Source organism: Rhodovulum marinum, assembly GCF_004343075.1.
GTDB lineage: Bacteria > Pseudomonadota > Alphaproteobacteria > Rhodobacterales > Rhodobacteraceae > Rhodovulum > Rhodovulum marinum.
Genome location: NZ_SLXP01000003.1, coordinates 355,737 through 374,218, shown reverse-complemented (window position 1 = coordinate 374,218; position 18,482 = coordinate 355,737). Strand labels below are relative to the sequence as shown.

Sequence of the window (18,482 nt, the reverse complement as noted above, 5' to 3'; positions counted from 1 at the left end):
CGCACCGAACCGGTCAGCTCGTCCAGCGCCGCCGCCGTCTCCTCCAGCGTCGCGGCCTGGTTCTCGGTCCGGTGCGACAGGTCGTCCGACGCCCCCCCGATCTCTTCCGCACGCGCGTGGATCTCCGTCGCGTTCTCGACGATCGAGGCCAGCATCTCGTTCAACGTCGCAACCGTCGCGTTGAAATCATGCCGCAACTGCTCGTAATCGGCGGCGAAGGTCTGGTCGAGCGTGTGGGTCAGATCGCCCGTGGCAAGCGCGTTGAGACCGCGGCCGAGCTGTTCGACCGCATGCGCCTGGGCGGCGCGCGCGCCGTCCAGTTCGGCGTCGGCCGCGGCCGCGCGCTGCAGCCGGTCGCGCAGGGCATCCAGGCTGCGGGCGATGATGCCGACCTCGTCGTGATTGTCGGTCATCGGGATCTCGGCATCATAGGCGCCGTCCGCGACCTTTTTCATCGCAACACTCACCCGGTCGAGCGGCACGCCGATCATCCGGCGCAGCAGCACCGTCGCGATGCCCAGCATCATCAGGAAAATCACCCCGGCCACCGACATCAGGGGGGCGGAATTGGCGACGATTTCCGACATCAAGCCCTTGGACGTCCAGACCGCGCCGAAGGCGCCCACGGTCGTGCCGTTGCCATAGAGCACCGGCACGCCGACGGTCAGCGTTTTCCGGTCGATCGCGATTTCGCCGGTTTCCAGCGCCCTGCGCGCGAGGTCCGCGATGGCCGTGGATTGATCCGCCGTTGCCGTGCCGGACCGCAGCAGGCGTTCGCCCTCGGCGTTCCAGACGGCGACCTGGACGAAATGGTCGCCCGAGCGTTCGGCATATTCGGCAATCACCGGTTCGACCGCATCGAGTTTGCCGAACTTGAGATGGCCGGCAAGGTTCCCGGCATAGGAAACCGAGACCTCGGTCAGGAGGTTCGCGAGATGTTCCTTGACGATACCGTAGGCGCTGCGCGTGGAGGCGGTGAGGACCATCGCGGCCACCAGGATGGCCGTTGCGGCCACGAGGCCCGCGCCCTTGATGAAGACCGAGCCGCTGAGGCGGCTCGACCCGGTCGTTCGATTGGAACCTTGCATTGGTCGTCTCCTGTTGAGGACGGCTTACATGAACGCTTCGCCTTCGACGGCCACGGTCATTGCACCGATCGGCGCGCCGGAGGCGGGATCGGTGATCGTGAACGAGATCTGCGCCTGGTAGCGCTGGCTGGATTCGTCGAATTCGATGTCGCCGAAATGCACCGCATCTGGACCCACGCCGAAGGTATCGGCATGCTTGGCCTCGTCGCCCTGCCAGTAGTCGGACGTCACGCCCGAGGCGGCGACGTTCAGACCCTTGGCATCCATCAGGATGATCTCGGTGATCTTGCCGCCGGCCGCGGCCATGTTCGCGCGCAGGAAATCCGCGACCGGGCCGGTGATGACCGGTTCGATCAGCGAGGCGTCCGAGCTGCCGACCTGGGCGCGCCAGGACGTGTCCAGCCCGTCGATCTGGGCCTGGTCGAAGCTGGCCGTGGTCGCGTTCTGGGCGGTGATGGCCTGGATGATGATGGGGTCGCTGGCCCAGCCGCGCACCGAGGAGTCGAGATAGGCGGCCATCTGGGTGTCGAATTCGCCGGCCTGGGCGGTCGAGGCCGCAAGCACGAAGAGGGCGGTGAGTTTGGCAATCGGACGGGCCATGTGTTTCCTTTCCATGAACGTGGCAGCGCCGTCGGAAACTGGCGCAGATATTCGAGGGCTACGGCGAATCCCCTACCGATCGCTTAACGCCGGCGGGCCTGGCGCGGGGGGCGCGGACACGAAGGGCGGGGGCGGGGGTGCCCGATTCGCGGGGGTCGTGCCCCCCCGTGTCGTTCGGCGTGGATTTCACAGTGTTCTGATTCCAAGTGGAAAAACGGCACCTTTCCGGGGCGGGCGCGGGTTTGGCGGGGGCGCGTGCCGCGGCGGGGACCGGGCGTCGGGGCCTGCGGCCGCGCGGGGTCTTTCGCGAGAGTTTTAGCGAAATCGCCGTCGCGAAATGGCCCGGTTGGCGGGACGCAATGCGTGATCTTGCAGCACCCCGGGCCCTGGGTCCGGGCGGCGTGCGTGGGGGTCCGGCCGGGCGCGGCCACGGAGGCTGGACAGCGGCGGGACGCGGTGTTTTCTGGAGGGTGCGACCGGGTGGTGGTGCGCGGCCGGGCGCGCGACAGGGATAGGGAGGCACGCATGTCCAAGGCGTTCGCAAGCCGGGGGGACCTGGCCGAGAAGCAGACGAGTTTCACCGAGATCGGGCCGGGGCTGTGGGCGTTCACCGCCGAGGGCGACCCGAATTCGGGGGTCATCATCGGCGACGACGCGGTGATGGTGATCGAGGCGCAGGCCACGCCGCGGCTGGCCGGGAAGGTGATCGCCGAGATCCGCCGCGTGACCGGCAAGCCGATCACGCACCTTGTGCTGACCCATTACCACGCGGTGCGGGTGCTGGGGGCCTCGGCCTTTGGCGAGGTGCAGGTCATCATGTCGGAGCGGGCCCGCGCGATGGTGGCCGAGCGGGGGCAGGAGGATTGGGACAGCGAGTTCGCCCGCTTTCCGCGGCTGTTCCAGGGGCATGAGGGCATTCCCGGGCTGACCTGGCCGACCACGACCTTCACCGACCGGATGAGCGTCTGGCTGGGTCGGCGCCGGGTGGACATCCTGCACCTGGGCCGGGCGCACACGGCGGGCGACGCGGTGGTCTGGGTGCCCGATGCCGAGGTGATGTTCACCGGCGACATCGTCGAGGACCGCTCGGCCTGCTATTGCGGGGACGGGCATTTCGGGGACTGGGGCCGGGTGCTGGACGCCATTGCCGGGTTCCGGCCCGCGGCGATCGCGCCGGGGCGGGGCGACGCGCTGGTGGGCGAGGCGATGGTGGCGCGCGCCATCGACAATACCCGCGATTTCATCGACAGCACCTATCGCCCGGCGGCGCGGGTGGCGGCGCGCGGCGGGTCCTTGAAAGACGCCTGGCAGGCGGTGCGGGCGGAATGCGACCCGAAATTCGCCGAGTACGCGATCTACGAGCATTGCCTGCCGTTCAACGTGGCGCGCGCCTATGACGAGGCGCGGGGGATCGACACGCCGCGCATCTGGACGGCCGCGCGCGACCGCGAGATGTGGGCGGCGCTGCAGGGGTAGGGCGCGGTACCGGGTTTCGCCCCGGCTGTCGCCGGGGCGATCGGCTGGGGGGCTTTGCCCCCCAGACCCCCCGGGTACTTGGACCAAGAAGAACCCGGGAAGGGGGGCATCGGCGGGGGCGCGGGGCTATCGGGACAGCGCGGTGCCCGCCCAGACCAGCGCGATCAGGATCGGCTGGTGGAGGAGGTAGATCGCGAGGCTGTGCCGGCCGGGCCAGGTGAGGGCGCGCAGCGCGGGGCCGGGCGGGGCGGGGTGGCGCAAGCGGTTCCAGAGGCCGGTGCGGGAGGCGAGCGTGGCGAGGGCCAGCCCGGCGAGGAACGGCGCGAGCCAAGGGAAGAGCGGTTCGAAATCGACGCTGGAGCGGGGCGTGGCGGTCAGGCCGGTCCAGTCGAGCCAGGGCCAGTCGGGGCCGAGGGGGCGGGGCAGTGCGAGGACGGCGAGTGCGGCGGCGAGGGTGACCGCCCAGGGCAGGCGGAGGAAGGCCAGCCCGATCACGCTGGCCACGGCGATGGAATGCAGGATGCCGAAATAGACGAAGCTGTCGGGAAACATCGCGCGCGTGCCCAGCGTGACCAGCCCCGCCGCCGCGCCGATCACCGCGAGGCGGCGCAGGAAGGCGCGGGGGCGCAGGCGGTGCCCATGGGCGAGGTGCAGGCTGACGCCGGCGAGGACCAGGAACGACCCCGCCACCGCGATCGACAGCACGCGCCAGCCGCCCGAGACGGCGGTGCCGGGCGGCAGGTGGCCGAACATTTCCAGGTCATAGGTGAAGTGGAACAGCGCCATGCCCAGCAGGGCCGCGCTGCGGGCCAGGTCGACGGCATGGACCCGCCCGCTCAATCCGGCTGGAACCCGGCGATCAGCCGCTTGAGGCCCAAAAGCGCGCCCGCCGCGATCGCCGCCAGCGTGACCGGCGCGGAATAGGCCAGCGTCGAGAAGGCGGTCGCGCCCTGGCCGATGGAACAGCCCAGCGCCACCACGCCGCCGATCCCCATCAGGGCCGCACCCGCGACCTGGCGGCCCAGTTCGCGCGGGTCCTCGCAGGCCTCCCAGCGGAAGCTGCCCTTGCGCCACGATCCGATCCAGGCGCCCAGGAGTACGCCCAGCACCGAGCCGACCGAGAAGGACAGCCCGCCCGCGGACGAGGTCATCAGCCACATCAGCGTGCGCCCGAGTGGCGCGGTGAAGGTGTGGCCCTCGACATCGACGGCGCCGAAGCTGACGTCGTTCAGGTAGGTCATGCCCCAAAGCGCGCCCGCGATGGCAAGCCCCACGGCCACGCCCCAGCCGATGCGGCGCGGGTCGTCGCGCAGGGGGGCGTGGGACAGGCCCCAGGCGAGAAAGCCCGCCGCGACGGCCAGCGCCACGAGCAGCGCGGGCAGGCCCAGCGCGCGTTCGGCCAGATGGGCGAAGCCCTGCATTTCGGTCGCGGGGATTTGCGGGAAGGCCCAGTCGCGCAGCGGCGAAAGCGGCCCCGACAGGGTCACGAAGCCGAAGATCGAGATCACCACCACCACCACCAGCGAGCGCAAATCGCCGCCGCCGAAGCGCGCGAGCGCGCCGAAGCCGCAATTGCCCGCCAGCGCCATGCCATAGCCGAACAGCCCACCGCCCAGGATGCTGGCCAGCGGGTTCCATGCGATCGCGTGGTAGGGGGTTTTGGCGAGGTCGATCTGGCCCGTCGCGGCCAGCAGGTAGGTCGCCGCGATGCCGGTACCCAGCACCACGCCCCAGGTGCGCAGCCGGCGCTGATCGTCGCCGTAGACCGCGCTTTCGATGGCGCCCAGCGTGCAGAATTCGCCCAGCCGGGCCGCGAGACCCAGCACGCAGCCGGTCACCAGTCCGATCAGCGCCGCCCAGGCGCCCACGGGAATGCTGTCCATCCGTCCTCCCTGCCGCGGGGCCGCGATGGGGGCGGCCCCGGGATGTTATTTCGGTCCGTGCCCGCCTGCCAGTCCCGGCGGCGGGTTCTGTGCGTTGCAGAACATGTCGTGCATCAGTTCCAGCATGCGCCGGGCGCGCTCGTCGGCCAGCGAATAGTAGATCGCCTTGCCCTCGCGGCGGTAGGCCACCAGCCCCTCGAGCCGGAGCCGGGCCAGTTGCTGGCTGACCGCGGCCTGGCGCGAGGCGAGCAGGGTTTCCAGTTCGGTCACCGATTTCTCGCCGGTCGACAGGTGGCACAGGATCATCAGGCGGCCCTCGTGCGAGAGCGCCTTGAGAAAGCTGGACGCGGTTTCGGCATGCTGGACCATGTCCTCGGCCTGGATGCCGTTTTCCCCGTCCGGGGCGGTGCCGTCGCTATGGGCGATGTCTGCTGCCATGCATCCCTTCGGGGGCTTCGTCAGAAGCCCATCTCCTCCTGGATCGCGGCGATGCCCTGGCGGGCGCAGTCGTCGTCGAGGTCTGGCCCGGGCGCGCCCGAGACGCCGATCGCGCCGACGATGGAGCCCGCGTGTTCGATCATCACCCCGCCGCCGAGTGCCAGCGGCTGGGACAGGTCGCGGATACCCGAGAACATCGTGCCCGGCGCGGTCAATTCGCCGAGCGCCAGCGTATCGGTGCGGAAGCTGGCCGCGGTCCAGGCCTTGCGCCGCGCGGTTTCCTCGACATGGGCGCCGGCGAAACGGTCGCGCACGAAGGCCTGCAGCGTGCCGAAGCGGTCGGTGACCGCGACGCCCACCTGGTAGCCCTCGGCCCGGCAATAGTCCATCGCCGCCACCGCGGCCCGGATCGCCAGTTCGGGCTTGAGCGCCTTGAACTCGACGAAGGCGTCCTGTGCCGCCGCGCCGCCCGCGGGCAGCGCCAGCGCCACGGCGAAAACCAGTTTCTTCATCATCCCTCGGCTCCTCCCTTTTCGTTGCCGTGTTCCGCCCATTCGGGCTGTTTCTTGAGCATCTCTCCGATCAGCCACCAGAAGAAATCCTCTCCCGGGTATCCCTCCAGCCGCTGCACCTCGACCCCGTCGCGCAACAGCACGAAGGTCGGCGTGAACTGCGGCTTGCTGACCAGGTCGATATCCTCGGGCAGCCTTTGCCCGAGGTCGATCCGGCGCAGGGGCGCCACCGCGCCCTCGGTGGTTTTCGGATAGATCGGCCCGATCTCCCTGTCCCAGGCCATGCAATAGGTGCAGCCCGCCCGTTCGAACATCGCGAGCACAAGCTCGGCGCGCGCCGCACCGGTGAGTGCGAGCGTCGCGGCACCCGCCCAAAGCAATGCGGCAAATACTCGTTTCATTCGAGGCTGTCCCGTTACATAGAAAAATCGTAATTTGTTTTTGCATCCACGGCAAGGGAGGGCCTCGATGCTGGAAATCTCGTATGGCGGGGCTGCCATCGCGGGCATCCTTTCGTTCCTGTCACCCTGCATCCTGCCGATCGTTCCGTTCTACCTGTGCTACATGGCCGGCATCTCGATGAACGAGCTGCGGGGCGAGGACGACATTCCCGCGGGCGCGGTGCGCAGGCTGGTGATTTCGGCGGTTTTCTTCGCGCTGGGGGTGACGTCGATCTTCGTGCTGCTGGGCATGGGGGCGACGGCGCTGGGGCAGGGGTTCCGCGCCTGGAAGGACGAGCTGTCCTATGTCGCGGCCGCGATCCTGTTCCTGTTCGGGCTGCACTTCCTGGGGGTGTTGCGAATCCCCTTTCTGTATCGCGAGGCGCGAATCGAATCGAAGGCCGAGCCCACGACGATCCTGGGCGCCTATATGATGGGGCTGGCCTTCGGGTTCGGCTGGACGCCCTGCGTGGGCCCGGCGCTGGCGGCGATCCTGATGGTGGCCAGTGGCATGGGCGACGTGCTGCGCGGCGGGCTGCTGCTGCTGGTCTACGGGCTGGCGATGACGCTGCCCTTCGTGGTGGCGGCGGCGTTCGCGAAACCGTTCCTGCGCTGGATGCAGCGCAACCGGAAATACCTGGGCCACGTGGAAAAGGTGATGGGGGTCATGCTGATCCTGTTCGCGGTGCTGATCGCCACGAATTCCGTCGCCTATATCGCGCAATTCATGATCGACCACGTCCCGTGGTTCACGAGAATCGGCTAGTCTTTGAAAAAGGGAGGACAGACATGAGACTGACCACGCTTATTGCCGCCGGGTTCATGGCGCTTGCCGCCCCGGTGCTGGCCGCCTCGCCGATGGGCGACGATGGCCTGCACAAGCCCGAATGGCTGCGCGACACGTTCAAGGACATGTCCGAGGACCTGGCCGAGGCCAATGCCGAGGGCAAGCGCATGCTGGTGATCTGGGAACAGCGCGGCTGCATCTACTGCAAGAAGATGCACGAGGAGGTGTTCGTCGACCCGCAGATCGAGGCGCTGATCGAGGAGAACTATTTCGTCGTGCAGATGAACCTGTTCGGCGACGTGGAGGTGACCGATTTCGACGGCACCGCCCTGTCCGAAAAGGAAATGGCCCAGCGCTGGGGCGTGTTCTTCACGCCCACGATGATGTTCATGCCCGAAACCGCGCCCGAGACCGGCACCGCGGCGCAGGCGGCGGTGGCGACCATGCCCGGCGCCTTTGGCAAGGGCACCACGCGGGCGCTTCTCCAGTGGGTTCTGGAGAAGGGCTATGAGGGCGACGAGCATTTCCAGAAATACGTCGCGCGGGTGCTGGCGGGCGAAAGTAACTGACATCTGAGATGCGGGTTTCGGCGGTGCAAACCTCTGAAAATTCAGGTGTTCCAATGTATGCAAAAAATTATATTCGTTGTTGCATGCGACGGCACACATCCGCTACGTTTTGACCCAGGGAGAAGACACGGGAGGATTCTTGACGATGAAGAAGGTTGCACTAAGCGCCCTCTGCCTGGCCGCGGGCCTGACCATGGCCCAGGCGGCCGAGGTGGCCCCCGGCGATGTTGAACGCGACGAGTACGGCTTCGTGCCGAAGCCGCTGACGGATACACCCGGCGACCCGGTCGCGGGCCGCAAGATCGTCGGCACCAAGAGCGAGGGCAACTGCGTGTCCTGCCACGTGATCGCCGAGATGTCGGACGTGCCCTTTCACGGCGAGGTCGGCCCGGAACTGGACGGCGTGGCCAGCCGCTATCCCGAGGCGATGATCCGCGGGATCCTGACCAATTCGAAGAACGTGTTCGAGGGAACCGTGATGCCCGCCTACTACAAGGTGGACGGGTTCAACCGCCCGGGCGAGGGTTTCACCTCGAAGCCCATCGAGGGCGAGATCAAGCCGCTTTTGTCGGCCCAGCAGATCGAGGACGTCGTCGCCTACCTGATGACGCTCAAGGACTGAGCGCCCCCGCGCGGGGCCCATCTCGAAAGGAGTAGAGACATGGAATTCACGAGACGAGGAGCGATCGCACTCAGCGCCGGCTTCGCCGCCGTGCTGATGCTGCCGTCGAAGATGGCGAAGGCTGCGGTCGACGACAAGATCGCCGAATTCACCGGCGGCGCGTCGGTGGGGTCGGGCGGGATCACGCTGACCACCCCCGAGATCGCCGAGAACGGCAACACCGTGCCGATCGAGGTCGACGCCCCGGGCGCGGTCGAGATCATGGTTCTGGCCTCGGGCAACCCGACGCCGGGCGTGGCCACATTCAAGTTCGGCCCGCTGGCCGGTGCGCAGCGCGCCTCGACCCGGATCCGGCTGGCCGGCACCCAGGACGTGGTCGCCGTGGCCAAGATGGGCGACGGCAGCTTCGTGCAGGCGTCGAACACCGTGAAAGTCACCATCGGCGGCTGCGGCGGCTGAGCGTTTAGGAGGACAGAGACATGGCAGAAGGTGTCAAGCCCCGCGTGAAGGCCCCGAAATCGGCGGCGGCGGGCGAATCCGTGGTCATCAAGACCCTGATCAGCCACAAGATGGAAAGCGGCCAGCGCAAGGACAGCGACGGAAACCTGATCCCGCGGTCGATCATCAACCGCTTCACGGTCGAGTTCAACGGCCAGAACGTGATCGACGTCGAACTGGCCCCGGCGATCTCGACCAACCCGTATTTCGAGTTCGAGGCGATGATCCCCGAGGCGGGCGACATGAAGTTCACCTGGTACGACGACGACGGCTCTGTCTACGAAGACACGCAGTCGATCGCGGTCGCCTGATCCGGGGACACGTTTCAAGGGAGGGAAACGCATGAAGAACGCGTCGTTCAAGACGATGACGGCCGTCGCCGCGGCCCTGGCGATCAGCGCCGGGACCGCGGGCGCCGATCCGGATGCGGAACTGATCATCAACGGGGAGATCCCGATCGTCACCAAGACGGCCGCCCCCGAACACATGGAAAACATCGACGAGATCCGCTCGGGCTGGACGTTCCGCACCAAGGAAACCCAGGCGCTGGAGATGGACGATTTCGAGAATCCCGGCATGGGCTTTGCTGAGGAGGCCGCGGCGGTGTGGGAAACCGCCGACGGGTCCGAGGGGAAATCCTGTGCCGACTGCCACGGTGCGGTCGAGGAGGGCATGAAGGGCGTGCGCGCGGTCTATCCGAAATGGGTGGAAAGCGCGGGCGAGGTGCGCACCATTGAGCAGATGATCAACGACTGCCGGGTGAACCGGATGGGCGCCGAGGAATGGAAATACATCGGTGGCGACATGGTCAACATGACCGCGCTGATCGCGTCCGTTTCGCGGGGCATTCCGATGAACGTGGCGATCGACGGGCCGGCGGCCGAGACCTGGGCCAAGGGCAAGGAGATCTACTATACCCGCTACGGTCAGCTGGAGCTGTCCTGCGCGAATTGCCACGAAGAGAACTATGACAACTACATCCGGGCCGACCACCTGAGCCAGGGCCAGACCAACGGGTTCCCGACCTACCGGCTGAAGAACACGCGCCTGAACGCCGTGCATGACCGGTTCAAGGGCTGCATCCGCGACACCCGCGGCGTGCCCTTCGGCATCGGGTCGCCGGAATTCGTGGCGTTGGAACTGTATGTCGCCTCGCGCGGCAACGGCCTGTCGGTCGAGGGGCCGTCGGTCCGCAACTGATCCGGGAAACCCGCGCCGGGCCGACTGGCGCGGGTTTTTTCCGCCCTGAAATATTCAGTTTCGCGCATGTGATTGCCGCGAAACGCGTGGAAAGGACGCTGAGACGATGATTTCGCGGAGGGATTTCCTGCAGGCAGCGGTGGCGGCCTCGGCCGTCTACGGGGCCTCGGGCGTCGGCAACTGGGCGCGGCTTGCCGCCCAGCAGGCGCTGACCCAGGACCAGCTGTTGCAGTTCGACAGCTTTGGCAACGTGACGCTGATCCATGTCACCGACATCCACGCGCAGCTGAAGCCGATCTGGTTCCGCGAACCCGAGATCAACCTTGGCGTGGGCGCCGTGAACGGGAAACCGCCGCATGTGACCGGCGCGGATTTCCTGAAGATGTTCGACCTGACGCCCGGCACCCCCGAGGCCTATGCGCTGACCTATGTCGATTTCGTCTCGCTCGCCCGCGGCTATGGCAAGATGGGCGGGCTGGACCGCGTGGCGACCGTGGTCAACGCGATCCGCGCCGACCGGCCCGATGCGCTGTTGCTGGATGGCGGCGACACCTGGCACGGGTCCTACACGTCGCTGAAGACCGACGGGCAGGACATGGTCAACGTGATGAACGCGCTGAAGCCGGACGCGATGACCAGCCACTGGGAATTCACCTTCGGCGTGGACCGGGTGAACGAGATCGTGGACACGCTGCCCTTCCCGTTCCTGGGCGCCAACATCTTCGACGCCGAGTGGGACGAACCGGCCTATGAGCCCTACAAGATGTTCGAACGCGGCGGGGCCAAGATCGCGGTGATCGGCCAGGCCTTCCCCTACCTGCCCATCGCCAACCCGAAATGGATGTTCCCGGGCCTGTCCTTCGGCGTGCGCGAGGAACGCATGGCCGAGGTGGTGCAGGAGGTGCGCGACGCCGGCGCCGACCTGGTGGTGGTGCTGTCCCACAACGGGTTCGACGTGGACCGCAAGATGGCGGCCCAGGTGCCCGGCATCGACGTGATCCTGACCGGGCATACCCATGACGCGCTGCCCGAACCGGTGCTGGTGGGCGAGACGATGCTGATCGCCAGCGGGTCGAACGGCAAGTTCGTCACCCGGCTGGACCTGGACGTGCGCGACGGCCGGATGATGGGCTTCCGCCACAAGCTGATCCCGATCTTCTCGGACGTGATCGAGCCCGATGCGGACATGACCGCGCTGATCGACGCGCAGCGCGCGCCCTATACCGCCGAGCTGGACGAGGTGCTGGGCACCACGGACAGCCTGCTCTACCGGCGCGGCAATTTCAACGGCACCTGGGACGACCTGATCTGCAACGCGCTGATCGAGGAGCGCGAGGCCGATATCGCCCTTTCGCCGGGGTTCCGCTGGGGGCCCAGCCTGCTGCCGGGGGCACCGATCACGCGCGAGGATCTCTTCAACGCGACCTCGATGAGCTATCCGAACGCCTACCGCTCCGAGATGACCGGCGAGACGCTGCACATCATCCTGGAGGACGTGGCCGACAACCTGTTCAACCCCGATCCCTATTACCAGCAGGGCGGCGACATGGTGCGCGTCGGCGGCATGGGATACCACATCGACGTGTCCAAGCCGCAGGGCAGCCGCATCACCAACATGACGCTGTTGAAGACGGGCGAGCCGATCGACCCGGCGAAAACCTATGTCGTGTCGGGCTGGGCCAGCGTCAACGAGGGCACCGAGGGCCCGCCGATCTGGCAGGTGGTCGAGGATTACATCACCCGCAAGGGCACCGTTTCGGTCGATCCGAACAAGTCGGTGCAGGTCAGCGGGGCATGAGCGAGATGAGCGAGATTTCCAGACGAGACGAGGAGGAGGTTGCAGAGATGACCGACCAGTCACAACCCTCGACGACGCGGCGCGGCTTCATCAAGGCCGGGCTTGCCACGGGCGGGGCCATCGCCGCGGGCGGGGCAGCGGGGGCCGCCGAGCCCGATCCGCTGATCACCGAGATTCAACCCTGGGCGCAGGGCCTGGGCGACGGCGTGGACGCGGTGCCCTATGGCCTGCCGATCGAATACGAATCCGACGTGGTCCGGCGCAACGTGCCCTGGCTGACGGCGGACGTGATCTCGTCGATCAACTTCACGCCGATCCACGCGCTGGACGGCACGATCACGCCGCAGGGCTGTGCCTTCGAGCGGCACCATTCGGGCGCGATCGAGCTGCGCAAGGAAGATTACCGGCTGATGATCAACGGGCTGGTCGATACGCCGCTGGTCTTCACCTACGAGGACCTGGAGCGGTTCCCGCGGGAAAGCCACGTCTATTTCTGCGAATGCGCGGCCAATACCGGCATGGAATGGGCGGGCGCGCAGTTGAACGGCGCGCAGTTCACCCACGGCATGATCCACAACATGGAATATACCGGCGTGCCGCTGCGCACCCTGCTGGAAGAGGCCGGGGTGCAGCCCGAGGGCAAGTGGATCTTCGTCGAGGGGGCGGATGCCTCGTCGAACGGGCGGTCGATGCCGCTGGAAAAGGCGATGGACGACGTGCTGGTCGCGTTCAAGGCCAATGGCGAGGCGCTGCGCAAGGAACATGGCTATCCCGTGCGGCTGGTGGTGCCGGGCTGGGAAGGCAACATGTGGATCAAGTGGCTGCGCCGGGTCGAGGTGACGACGCAGGCCATCGAAAGCCGCGAGGAGACGTCGAAATACACCGATACGCTGGCCGATGGCACGTCGCGCAAGTGGACCTGGGTGATGGACGCGAAATCGGTCATCACCAGCCCCAGCCCGCAATCGCCGATCAAGCACGGCCCCGGGCCGCTGGTCATCACGGGGCTGGCCTGGTCGGGGCGCGGCGCGATCGAGCGGGTGGACGTGTCGACCGATGGCGGCAAGACGTGGCAAACGGCCCGGCTGGCCCAGCCGGGGCAACCGATGGCGTTGTCGCGGTTCTACCTGGATATCGACTGGGACGGGTCGGAAATGCTGCTGCAAAGCCGGGCGATGGACAGCACCGGGTACGTGCAGCCGACCAAGGCGCAGCTGCGCGAGGTGCGCGGGCTGAACTCGATCTATCACAACAACTGCATCCAGACCTGGTGGGTCAAGGAGAGCGGGGAGGCGGAAAATGTCGAAGTTTCGTAATCTGGTGATCGGGACGGCGCTGGCCTCGACGCTGTCGGTCAGCCCCGCGCTGGCGGAAAAGTTCGGCCTGGGCCGCCCCGCGCTGCCCGAGGAGATCGCGGCCTGGAACCTGGACGTGGCGCCCGACGGCACCGGCCTGCCCGAAGGGTCGGGGACGGTCGCGGATGGCGAGATGCTGTTTTCCGAGAATTGCGCGGTGTGCCACGGCGAATTCGCCGAAGGCGTCGACAACTGGCCGAAGCTGGCCGGTGGCGAGGGGACGCTGGCCAATGACGACCCGGTCAAGACGGTGGGGTCCTACTGGCCCTATCTGTCGACGGTGTTCGACTATGTCCACCGCTCGATGCCCTTCGGCGGTGCGCAGACCCTGAGCGCGGACGAGGTTTACGCGATCACGGCCTATATCCTGTACTCGAATTTCCTGGTGGATGACGATTTCGAGCTGTCGCGGGAGAATTTCCTGGAGGTCGAACTGCCGAACGCGGGCGGGTTCATCGTGGATGACCGCGCCGAGACCGAGTATCCGCAGTTCAGCCAGGCCCCCTGCATGACCGACTGCAAGGACACGGTCGAGATCACCATGCGCGCCGCCGTCCTGGACGTGACGCCCGAGGAGGAATCCGCGGACGCCGTCGCCGAGAAGGAGGCGATCAAGCAGGCCGCCGACAAGCAGGAGGCCGCCCCCGTCGCGATGCCCGATCCCAAGCTGGTCGCCGCCGGCGAGAAGGTGTTCCGCCAGTGTTCGTCCTGTCACCAGATCGGCGAGAACGCCCGGCACCGCGTCGGCCCCGTGCTGAACGGGGTGGTGGGGCGCACCGTGGGGCAGGCGGAGGGGTTCAAGTATTCGCCCGCGATCGCCAAGGCCGCCGAAGAGGGCATGATCTGGGATCACGACACGCTGGACGCCTATCTGGAAAGCCCGCGCTCGGTGATCGCCAAGGGGCGGATGTCGTTCCAGGGCCTGCGGTCCGAAGAGGATCGCGAGGCGGTCATCGCCTATCTGCGCACCTTCAACTAAAGCCGGTTTCTCCTCCCGAACTGGCTGGCGGCCCCTTCCTCCGGGGCCGCCTTTTTCGTTGGCCGGGGCGCGGCGCGGGGGTTCGGGGATGCCTGCTGTAACAAACTGGAATAATTCAACAATTCCGGCCGCCTGCGCGGCGGGAAATCGCGCGTCCGGCGAAGGATTCTCTTGATCGGCCCGGTATTCCATCGCACACTTCGCCCATGAGGGAGGCATTTGCATGTGCTCTCGTCCTCGCCTTGGGAGGGGCGGGGACGGGACTTGCCCAGGGGGGGGCCGAACCGATCGGCGATGCCGAGCGCGGCGCCGAGGTCTGGGTGTTCTGCAGCGGCTGTCACCAGATCGGCCCCGATGCCGAGATCGGGATCGGTCCGCCCCTGACCGGCATTTTCGGGCGCCGTGCCGCGTCGGTCGAGGGGTTCCCCTATTCGCAATCCATGCAGCGCATGGGGCGTGACGGGCTGGTCTGGACGCTGAAGACGCTGGACGCCTATATCGAGCATCCCGCCGCGCTGGTGTCGCGCACGCGGATGAGTTTCGACGGGCTGGAGGACGCGCAGGAGCGTGCCGACCTGCTGGCCTTCCTGCGGGATTTCTCGGCCAAGCCGTCGAACATCCCCGAGGCCCCGCCGACCGCGCGGGCGGACCTGCCGCAGTTGTCCGAGGACACCTTGGCAATCGTCGGCGACCCGGCCTATGGCGAGTACCTGGCCAGCGAATGCCAGACCTGCCACCAGCAGGACGGGTCGGACCGGGGGATTCCGTCGATCACGCTGTGGCCGGAAAAGAACTTCGTGCTGGCGATGCATGCCTACAAGCAGAAGCTGCGCCCGCATCCGGTGATGCAGATGATGGCAAGCCGTCTGACCGACGAGGAAATCGCCGCGCTTGCCGCCTATTTCGGCACGCTAACGCAATAGCGCGCCGCCGCCATCGCGACATTGGAAACGCGCGATCTTTCATGGGAGGAAAGCTGGATGACACTGAACAGACGAAGTTTTCTCGGCACCGGCCTTGCGGTCGGGGCCGCGCTGTCGGCGCCGAGGGTGATCGGACAGGCGCGGCCGCGCGTGGTGATCGTGGGCGGTGGCGCGGGGGGGGCTACGGCGGCGCGATACATCGCCAAGGACAGCGCGGGCGCGATCGACGTCACGCTGATCGAACCGACGCGCACCTATTACACCTGCTTCTTCTCGAACCTCTATATCGGCGGCTTCCGCGACTTTGCCTCGATCGGGCACAGCTATGGCACGCTGGCCTCGGGTTACGGGGTGAATGTCGTCCATGACTGGGTTGTGGGCGTGGATCGCGACGCGAGGACGGTGACGACGGCGGGCGGGCACAGCATGTCCTATGACAAGCTGATCGTGTCGCCGGGGATCGATTTCGTCGACGGGGCGGTGCCGGGCTGGGATATCTCGGCGCAGAACAAGATGCCCCATTCCTGGAAGGCGGGCAGCCAGACGCAGTTGCTGAAGGCGCAGATCGAGGCGATGCCCGAGGGCGGCCGGTTCTGCATGGTGGCGCCCCCCAACCCCTATCGCTGCCCGCCCGGACCCTACGAGCGCATCTCGATGGTGGCGCATGTGCTGAAGGCGTCGAATCCGACCGCCAAGATCCTGATCGTCGACCCCAAGGAAAGCTTTTCGAAACAGGCGCTGTTCGAGGAGGGCTGGCAGAAGCATTACCCCGGCATGGTCGAGCGTATCGGACCCGATTTCGGCGGGGCGAACGTGTCGGTGAACCCCGACACGATGGAGGTCGATATCGACGGCAGCGTCGAGAAGGTGGATGTCTGCAACGTGATCCCGGCGCAGAAGGCGGGCCATATCGCCGAGGCGATGGGGCTGACCGACGACAGCGGGTTCTGCCCGATCGTGCCGGCCACGATGCAAAGCCGGGTGGACGAGAACGTCTATGTGCTGGGCGACGCCACCATCGCGGGCGACATGCCGAAATCGGGCTTTTCGGCCAACAGCCACGCCAAGGTGGCGGCGATGCAGGTGCGCGCCGCGCTGACCGGGTCGCGGGCCTTCCCGGCGAAATACTCGAACACCTGCTGGTCGCTGATCGACACCGATGACGGGGTCAAGGTGGGCGCCTCGTACGCGCCGACGGACGAGAAGATCGCCAAGGTGGACGGGTTCGTCAGCCAGACCGGCGAGGACGCGGCGCTGCGCAAGGCGACCTACGAGGAAAGCCTGGGCTGGTACGCGGGGATCACCACCGACATGTTCGGCTGATCGGCGCAAGGCGACCCGAGCGATGCGGCCCGGGCGGGGAAATCCCGCCCGGGCCTTTGCCTGCGGTCCGGGCGGGGCGGTGTTCGGCGGCTTGTTGCCGGAAACCGGTGCGCCGTGGCGCGCGGGCCGCCGGGCGGCGTGGAGTGTGGTAGGATCGGCCCACACCGGGAAAGCCGGTGCCGCCGGCCAAGAATCATGATACAACTTTACGGCGAGCAACTGGTTCGGGAGGAGCCAGCCACATGAGCATGACACGCGACCTACGCGCCCGGACGGTGTGCCGGGCCTGCCTGGAGGGGCATCGCCTGATCCGCGGCAAGCTGGGGCCCGTGCCCGACGCGGCGTTGCGCGCGATGGCGGGTTACGGTCTGAGCGACCATGAAATGGCGCGCTATTTCGGCGTCACGCCATCCTCGCTGCGCCGGATCAAGCGCAGTCTGAACATCACCGGGGCCCTGGCCGACTGAAGCTTTGCGCGGCCGCGCGGGATCACCCGGCCGGGCTGAAATCGCCATAGGCGCCGCCGGCAAACACCAGCGGCGGCCCTTCGCGGCGGGCCACCTGGTCCACCCGGCCCACGACGATGGCGTGATCGCCCGCGTCATGCAGGGCCACGCGGGTGCAGAGAAACCGCGCGATCCAGCCCTCGTCGATCAGCGGTGGGGCGTCCTCGGCCGGGTCCATCGCCAGCCCGTCGAACGCCCCGCCCGAGCGCGCGAAGCGGTCGGCGAGCGCCTGTTCGCCCGCGCCGAGGACGTGGACGGCAAAGCGGTCGGCCGCGGTCATCGCATCGAAGCGGCGCGAGCCGCGGGCGGGCGACCAGAGGATCAGCGGCGGGTCCAGCGACACCGAGGAAAAGCTGTTCGCGGTCAGGCCCACCGGCCCGTCCGGGCCCGCGACGGTGACCACCGTCACGCCGGTTGCGAAACAGCCGAGCGCATCGCGGTACTGCCGCTGGGTCGCGGGGCCGGGGGTGAATCGCTCCATCGCGCGGGGGTCCTCTCGATTGTTTCGGGGCGCGAGCATGCGCCAGATGGCGGGCGGCGGCAACCGCCCCGGGCCGTCACGAAAGCTTCAGAAAACCGAAACATGGGCGTCGCAGCCCGACGCTAGGCAGCCGCATGCGGGGCGCGAGGGGCTTGACGATGCTGGACGTGGAGAACGTGACCAAGGAATTCGGCGCGACCCGTGCCGTCGACCGGGTCAGCTTTGCCGTGGAGCGGCCCGGGTTCATCGGGATCATCGGGCGGTCGGGCGCGGGCAAGTCGACCTTTCTGCGCATGGTCAACCGGCTGACCGACGCAACGACCGGCGCGATCCGGTTCCGGGGGCGGGATGTGCTGGCGCTGAAGGGCGCGGAAAAACGCGCCTGGCAATCGGACTGCGCGATGATCTTTCAGCAGTTCAACCTGGTGCCGCGGATGGACGTGGTGTCGAACGTGCTGCATGGCACGCTGAACCGGCGGTCGGCCCTGGCGACCTTTTTCAACCTGTACCCGGCCGAGGACATCCACCGCGCCATCGACATCCTGGATCGGCTGGGCATCGCCGAACAGGCGGCCAAGCGCGCCGAGGCGCTGTCGGGGGGGCAGCAGCAGCGCGTGGCCATCGCGCGCGCCCTGATGCAGGACCCGCAGATCATCCTGGCGGACGAGCCCATCGCCAGCCTCGACCCGATGAACGCCCAGGTGGTGATGGATGCGCTGCGCCGCATCCACGAGGAGGACGGGCGCATGGTGATCGCGAACCTGCACACGCTGGATACCGCGCGGCGCTATTGCGACCGGGTGATCGGGATGCGCGACGGGCGGATCGTGTTCGACGGGACGCCCGAACAGCTGACCACCGGTGTCGCCCGCGACATCTATGGCGCCGATGCCTCGTTCAGCGAGGCGGCGACCTCGACCTCGCTTGCGCGGCTGGATCGGCCCGCCCGTGCGAAAGAGACCGAGCTGCTTTGAGTTCCACGGTTTTCCGCCGCGTCCCCGCGC

Annotated in this window: 22 protein-coding genes; 14 read left to right on the top strand and 8 right to left on the bottom strand. The window is 67.5% G+C overall.

The annotated features are described in order from the left end of the window. Together EV662_RS07785 and EV662_RS07780 are read right to left on the bottom strand one after the other, a co-directional pair. Positions 1-1,088, bottom strand: a 1,088-nt coding sequence (locus tag EV662_RS07785) for a HAMP domain-containing protein (protein ID WP_132461580.1), incomplete at its 3' end; no start/stop codon positions are given. Positions 1,089-1,112: 24 nt separating this feature from the next. Further along, positions 1,113-1,688, bottom strand: a complete 576-nt coding sequence (locus tag EV662_RS07780) for a hypothetical protein (RefSeq protein ID WP_132461579.1) — start codon at positions 1,686-1,688, stop codon at positions 1,113-1,115. Between the two features lie 525 nt (positions 1,689-2,213). Here EV662_RS07780 and EV662_RS07775 point away from each other — a divergent pair. Continuing rightward, a complete protein-coding gene (locus EV662_RS07775; protein ID WP_132461578.1) occupies positions 2,214-3,164 on the top strand; it encodes an MBL fold metallo-hydrolase in 951 nt (316 codons plus the stop codon). A 126-nt stretch (positions 3,165-3,290) separates the two neighbouring features. On the opposite strand, the gene EV662_RS07770 is transcribed toward EV662_RS07775, so the two are convergent. The 5 genes from EV662_RS07770 to EV662_RS07750 form a co-directional block, all read right to left on the bottom strand. Further along, positions 3,291-4,004: a heparan-alpha-glucosaminide N-acetyltransferase gene (locus EV662_RS07770; RefSeq protein ID WP_243695799.1), complete on the bottom strand. Its 714-nt coding sequence runs from the start codon at positions 4,002-4,004 to the stop codon at positions 3,291-3,293. Continuing rightward, positions 4,001-5,047: a YeeE/YedE family protein gene (locus EV662_RS07765; RefSeq protein ID WP_132461577.1), complete on the bottom strand. Its 1,047-nt coding sequence runs from the start codon at positions 5,045-5,047 to the stop codon at positions 4,001-4,003. Before EV662_RS07765 ends, EV662_RS07770 begins: the two co-directional genes overlap by 4 nt. Before the next feature lie 45 nt (positions 5,048-5,092). After that, positions 5,093-5,416: an ArsR/SmtB family transcription factor gene (locus EV662_RS07760; protein WP_243695804.1), complete on the bottom strand. Its 324-nt coding sequence runs from the start codon at positions 5,414-5,416 to the stop codon at positions 5,093-5,095. An 89-nt stretch (positions 5,417-5,505) separates the two neighbouring features. Beyond that, positions 5,506-6,000 (bottom strand): GlcG/HbpS family heme-binding protein, encoded by a 495-nt coding sequence (locus EV662_RS07755; protein ID WP_207903599.1) that lies wholly within the window; start codon positions 5,998-6,000, stop codon positions 5,506-5,508. Then, entirely contained in the window at positions 5,997-6,398 is a 402-nt protein-coding gene (locus tag EV662_RS07750; RefSeq protein ID WP_132461575.1) for a thioredoxin domain-containing protein, read from the bottom strand. The genes EV662_RS07755 and EV662_RS07750 overlap by 4 nt, the downstream gene beginning before the upstream one ends. Before the next feature lie 67 nt (positions 6,399-6,465). Between EV662_RS07750 and EV662_RS07745 the strand changes: the two genes are divergently transcribed. The 12 genes from EV662_RS07745 (at position 6,466) to EV662_RS07690 (ending at position 16,958) form a co-directional block, all read left to right on the top strand. Continuing rightward, entirely contained in the window at positions 6,466-7,203 is a 738-nt protein-coding gene (locus EV662_RS07745; protein WP_132461574.1) for a cytochrome c biogenesis CcdA family protein, read from the top strand. A gap of 23 nt (positions 7,204-7,226) precedes the next feature. Next, positions 7,227-7,793, top strand: a complete 567-nt coding sequence (locus tag EV662_RS07740; protein ID WP_132461573.1) for a thioredoxin family protein — start codon at positions 7,227-7,229, stop codon at positions 7,791-7,793. Positions 7,794-7,938: 145 nt separating this feature from the next. Next, complete coding sequence (gene soxX / locus EV662_RS07735) at positions 7,939-8,415, top strand: sulfur oxidation c-type cytochrome SoxX (protein ID WP_132461572.1); 477 nt, start codon at positions 7,939-7,941, stop codon at positions 8,413-8,415. Positions 8,416-8,454: 39 nt separating this feature from the next. Continuing rightward, positions 8,455-8,874, top strand: a complete 420-nt coding sequence (gene soxY / locus EV662_RS07730; RefSeq protein ID WP_132461571.1) for a thiosulfate oxidation carrier protein SoxY — start codon at positions 8,455-8,457, stop codon at positions 8,872-8,874. 20 nt (positions 8,875-8,894) lie between these two features. After that, a complete protein-coding gene (gene soxZ, locus EV662_RS07725; RefSeq protein WP_132461570.1) occupies positions 8,895-9,224 on the top strand; it encodes a thiosulfate oxidation carrier complex protein SoxZ in 330 nt (109 codons plus the stop codon). 31 nt (positions 9,225-9,255) lie between these two features. Further along, positions 9,256-10,113, top strand: coding sequence for a sulfur oxidation c-type cytochrome SoxA (gene soxA, locus EV662_RS07720; protein ID WP_132461569.1), 858 nt, complete (start codon positions 9,256-9,258; stop codon positions 10,111-10,113). Between the two features lie 106 nt (positions 10,114-10,219). Further along, complete coding sequence (soxB, locus tag EV662_RS07715; RefSeq protein ID WP_132461568.1) at positions 10,220-11,911, top strand: thiosulfohydrolase SoxB; 1,692 nt, start codon at positions 10,220-10,222, stop codon at positions 11,909-11,911. A 47-nt stretch (positions 11,912-11,958) separates the two neighbouring features. Beyond that, positions 11,959-13,227, top strand: a complete 1,269-nt coding sequence (gene soxC, locus EV662_RS07710) for a sulfite dehydrogenase (protein ID WP_132461600.1) — start codon at positions 11,959-11,961, stop codon at positions 13,225-13,227. Next, positions 13,211-14,245: a c-type cytochrome gene (locus EV662_RS07705; protein WP_132461567.1), complete on the top strand. Its 1,035-nt coding sequence runs from the start codon at positions 13,211-13,213 to the stop codon at positions 14,243-14,245. The genes soxC and EV662_RS07705 overlap by 17 nt, the downstream gene beginning before the upstream one ends. 206 nt (positions 14,246-14,451) lie before the next feature. Further along, positions 14,452-15,168, top strand: a complete 717-nt coding sequence (locus EV662_RS07700; RefSeq protein WP_132461566.1) for a c-type cytochrome — start codon at positions 14,452-14,454, stop codon at positions 15,166-15,168. Between the two features lie 57 nt (positions 15,169-15,225). Further along, complete coding sequence (locus EV662_RS07695) at positions 15,226-16,491, top strand: NAD(P)/FAD-dependent oxidoreductase (RefSeq protein ID WP_132461565.1); 1,266 nt, start codon at positions 15,226-15,228, stop codon at positions 16,489-16,491. A gap of 242 nt (positions 16,492-16,733) precedes the next feature. Beyond that, positions 16,734-16,958: an antitoxin Xre-like helix-turn-helix domain-containing protein gene (locus tag EV662_RS07690; RefSeq protein WP_132461564.1), complete on the top strand. Its 225-nt coding sequence runs from the start codon at positions 16,734-16,736 to the stop codon at positions 16,956-16,958. Positions 16,959-16,980: 22 nt separating this feature from the next. On the opposite strand, the gene EV662_RS07685 is transcribed toward EV662_RS07690, so the two are convergent. Further along, positions 16,981-17,478 carry a flavin reductase family protein gene (locus EV662_RS07685; RefSeq protein ID WP_132461563.1) on the bottom strand — a complete coding sequence of 166 codons (498 nt, stop codon included), beginning with the start codon at positions 17,476-17,478 and terminating at the stop codon, positions 16,981-16,983. 158 nt (positions 17,479-17,636) lie between these two features. On the opposite strand from EV662_RS07685, the gene phnC reads away from it, so the two are divergent. Continuing rightward, entirely contained in the window at positions 17,637-18,452 is an 816-nt protein-coding gene (gene phnC, locus EV662_RS07680) for a phosphonate ABC transporter ATP-binding protein (protein ID WP_132461562.1), read from the top strand. The last annotated feature ends 30 nt before the right edge of the window (positions 18,453-18,482 follow it).

Excerpts from the sequence above, each read along its gene's own strand:
- EV662_RS07775 (WP_132461578.1), top strand. The coding sequence starts at position 2,214 with ATGTCCAAGGCGTTCGCAAGCCGGGGGGACCTGGCCGAGAAGCAGACG.
- soxZ (WP_132461570.1), top strand. The coding sequence starts at position 8,895 with ATGGCAGAAGGTGTCAAGCCCCGCGTGAAGGCCCCGAAATCGGCGGCG.
- EV662_RS07755 (WP_207903599.1), bottom strand. The coding sequence starts at position 6,000 with ATGATGAAGAAACTGGTTTTCGCCGTGGCGCTGGCGCTGCCCGCGGGC.
- EV662_RS07690 (WP_132461564.1), top strand. The coding sequence starts at position 16,734 with ATGAGCATGACACGCGACCTACGCGCCCGGACGGTGTGCCGGGCCTGC.
- EV662_RS07685 (WP_132461563.1), bottom strand. The coding sequence starts at position 17,478 with ATGGAGCGATTCACCCCCGGCCCCGCGACCCAGCGGCAGTACCGCGAT.
- EV662_RS07750 (WP_132461575.1), bottom strand. The coding sequence starts at position 6,398 with ATGAAACGAGTATTTGCCGCATTGCTTTGGGCGGGTGCCGCGACGCTC.
- EV662_RS07780 (WP_132461579.1), bottom strand. The coding sequence starts at position 1,688 with ATGGCCCGTCCGATTGCCAAACTCACCGCCCTCTTCGTGCTTGCGGCC.
- soxY (WP_132461571.1), top strand. The coding sequence starts at position 8,455 with ATGGAATTCACGAGACGAGGAGCGATCGCACTCAGCGCCGGCTTCGCC.
- EV662_RS07700 (WP_132461566.1), top strand. The coding sequence starts at position 14,452 with ATGAGGGAGGCATTTGCATGTGCTCTCGTCCTCGCCTTGGGAGGGGCG.
- EV662_RS07760 (WP_243695804.1), bottom strand. The coding sequence starts at position 5,416 with ATGGTCCAGCATGCCGAAACCGCGTCCAGCTTTCTCAAGGCGCTCTCG.
- soxX (WP_132461572.1), top strand. The coding sequence starts at position 7,939 with ATGAAGAAGGTTGCACTAAGCGCCCTCTGCCTGGCCGCGGGCCTGACC.
- EV662_RS07705 (WP_132461567.1), top strand. The coding sequence starts at position 13,211 with ATGTCGAAGTTTCGTAATCTGGTGATCGGGACGGCGCTGGCCTCGACG.
- EV662_RS07740 (WP_132461573.1), top strand. The coding sequence starts at position 7,227 with ATGAGACTGACCACGCTTATTGCCGCCGGGTTCATGGCGCTTGCCGCC.
- soxB (WP_132461568.1), top strand. The coding sequence starts at position 10,220 with ATGATTTCGCGGAGGGATTTCCTGCAGGCAGCGGTGGCGGCCTCGGCC.
- soxA (WP_132461569.1), top strand. The coding sequence starts at position 9,256 with ATGAAGAACGCGTCGTTCAAGACGATGACGGCCGTCGCCGCGGCCCTG.
- EV662_RS07745 (WP_132461574.1), top strand. The coding sequence starts at position 6,466 with ATGCTGGAAATCTCGTATGGCGGGGCTGCCATCGCGGGCATCCTTTCG.
- EV662_RS07765 (WP_132461577.1), bottom strand. The coding sequence starts at position 5,047 with ATGGACAGCATTCCCGTGGGCGCCTGGGCGGCGCTGATCGGACTGGTG.
- soxC (WP_132461600.1), top strand. The coding sequence starts at position 11,959 with ATGACCGACCAGTCACAACCCTCGACGACGCGGCGCGGCTTCATCAAG.
- phnC (WP_132461562.1), top strand. The coding sequence starts at position 17,637 with ATGCTGGACGTGGAGAACGTGACCAAGGAATTCGGCGCGACCCGTGCC.
- EV662_RS07695 (WP_132461565.1), top strand. The coding sequence starts at position 15,226 with ATGACACTGAACAGACGAAGTTTTCTCGGCACCGGCCTTGCGGTCGGG.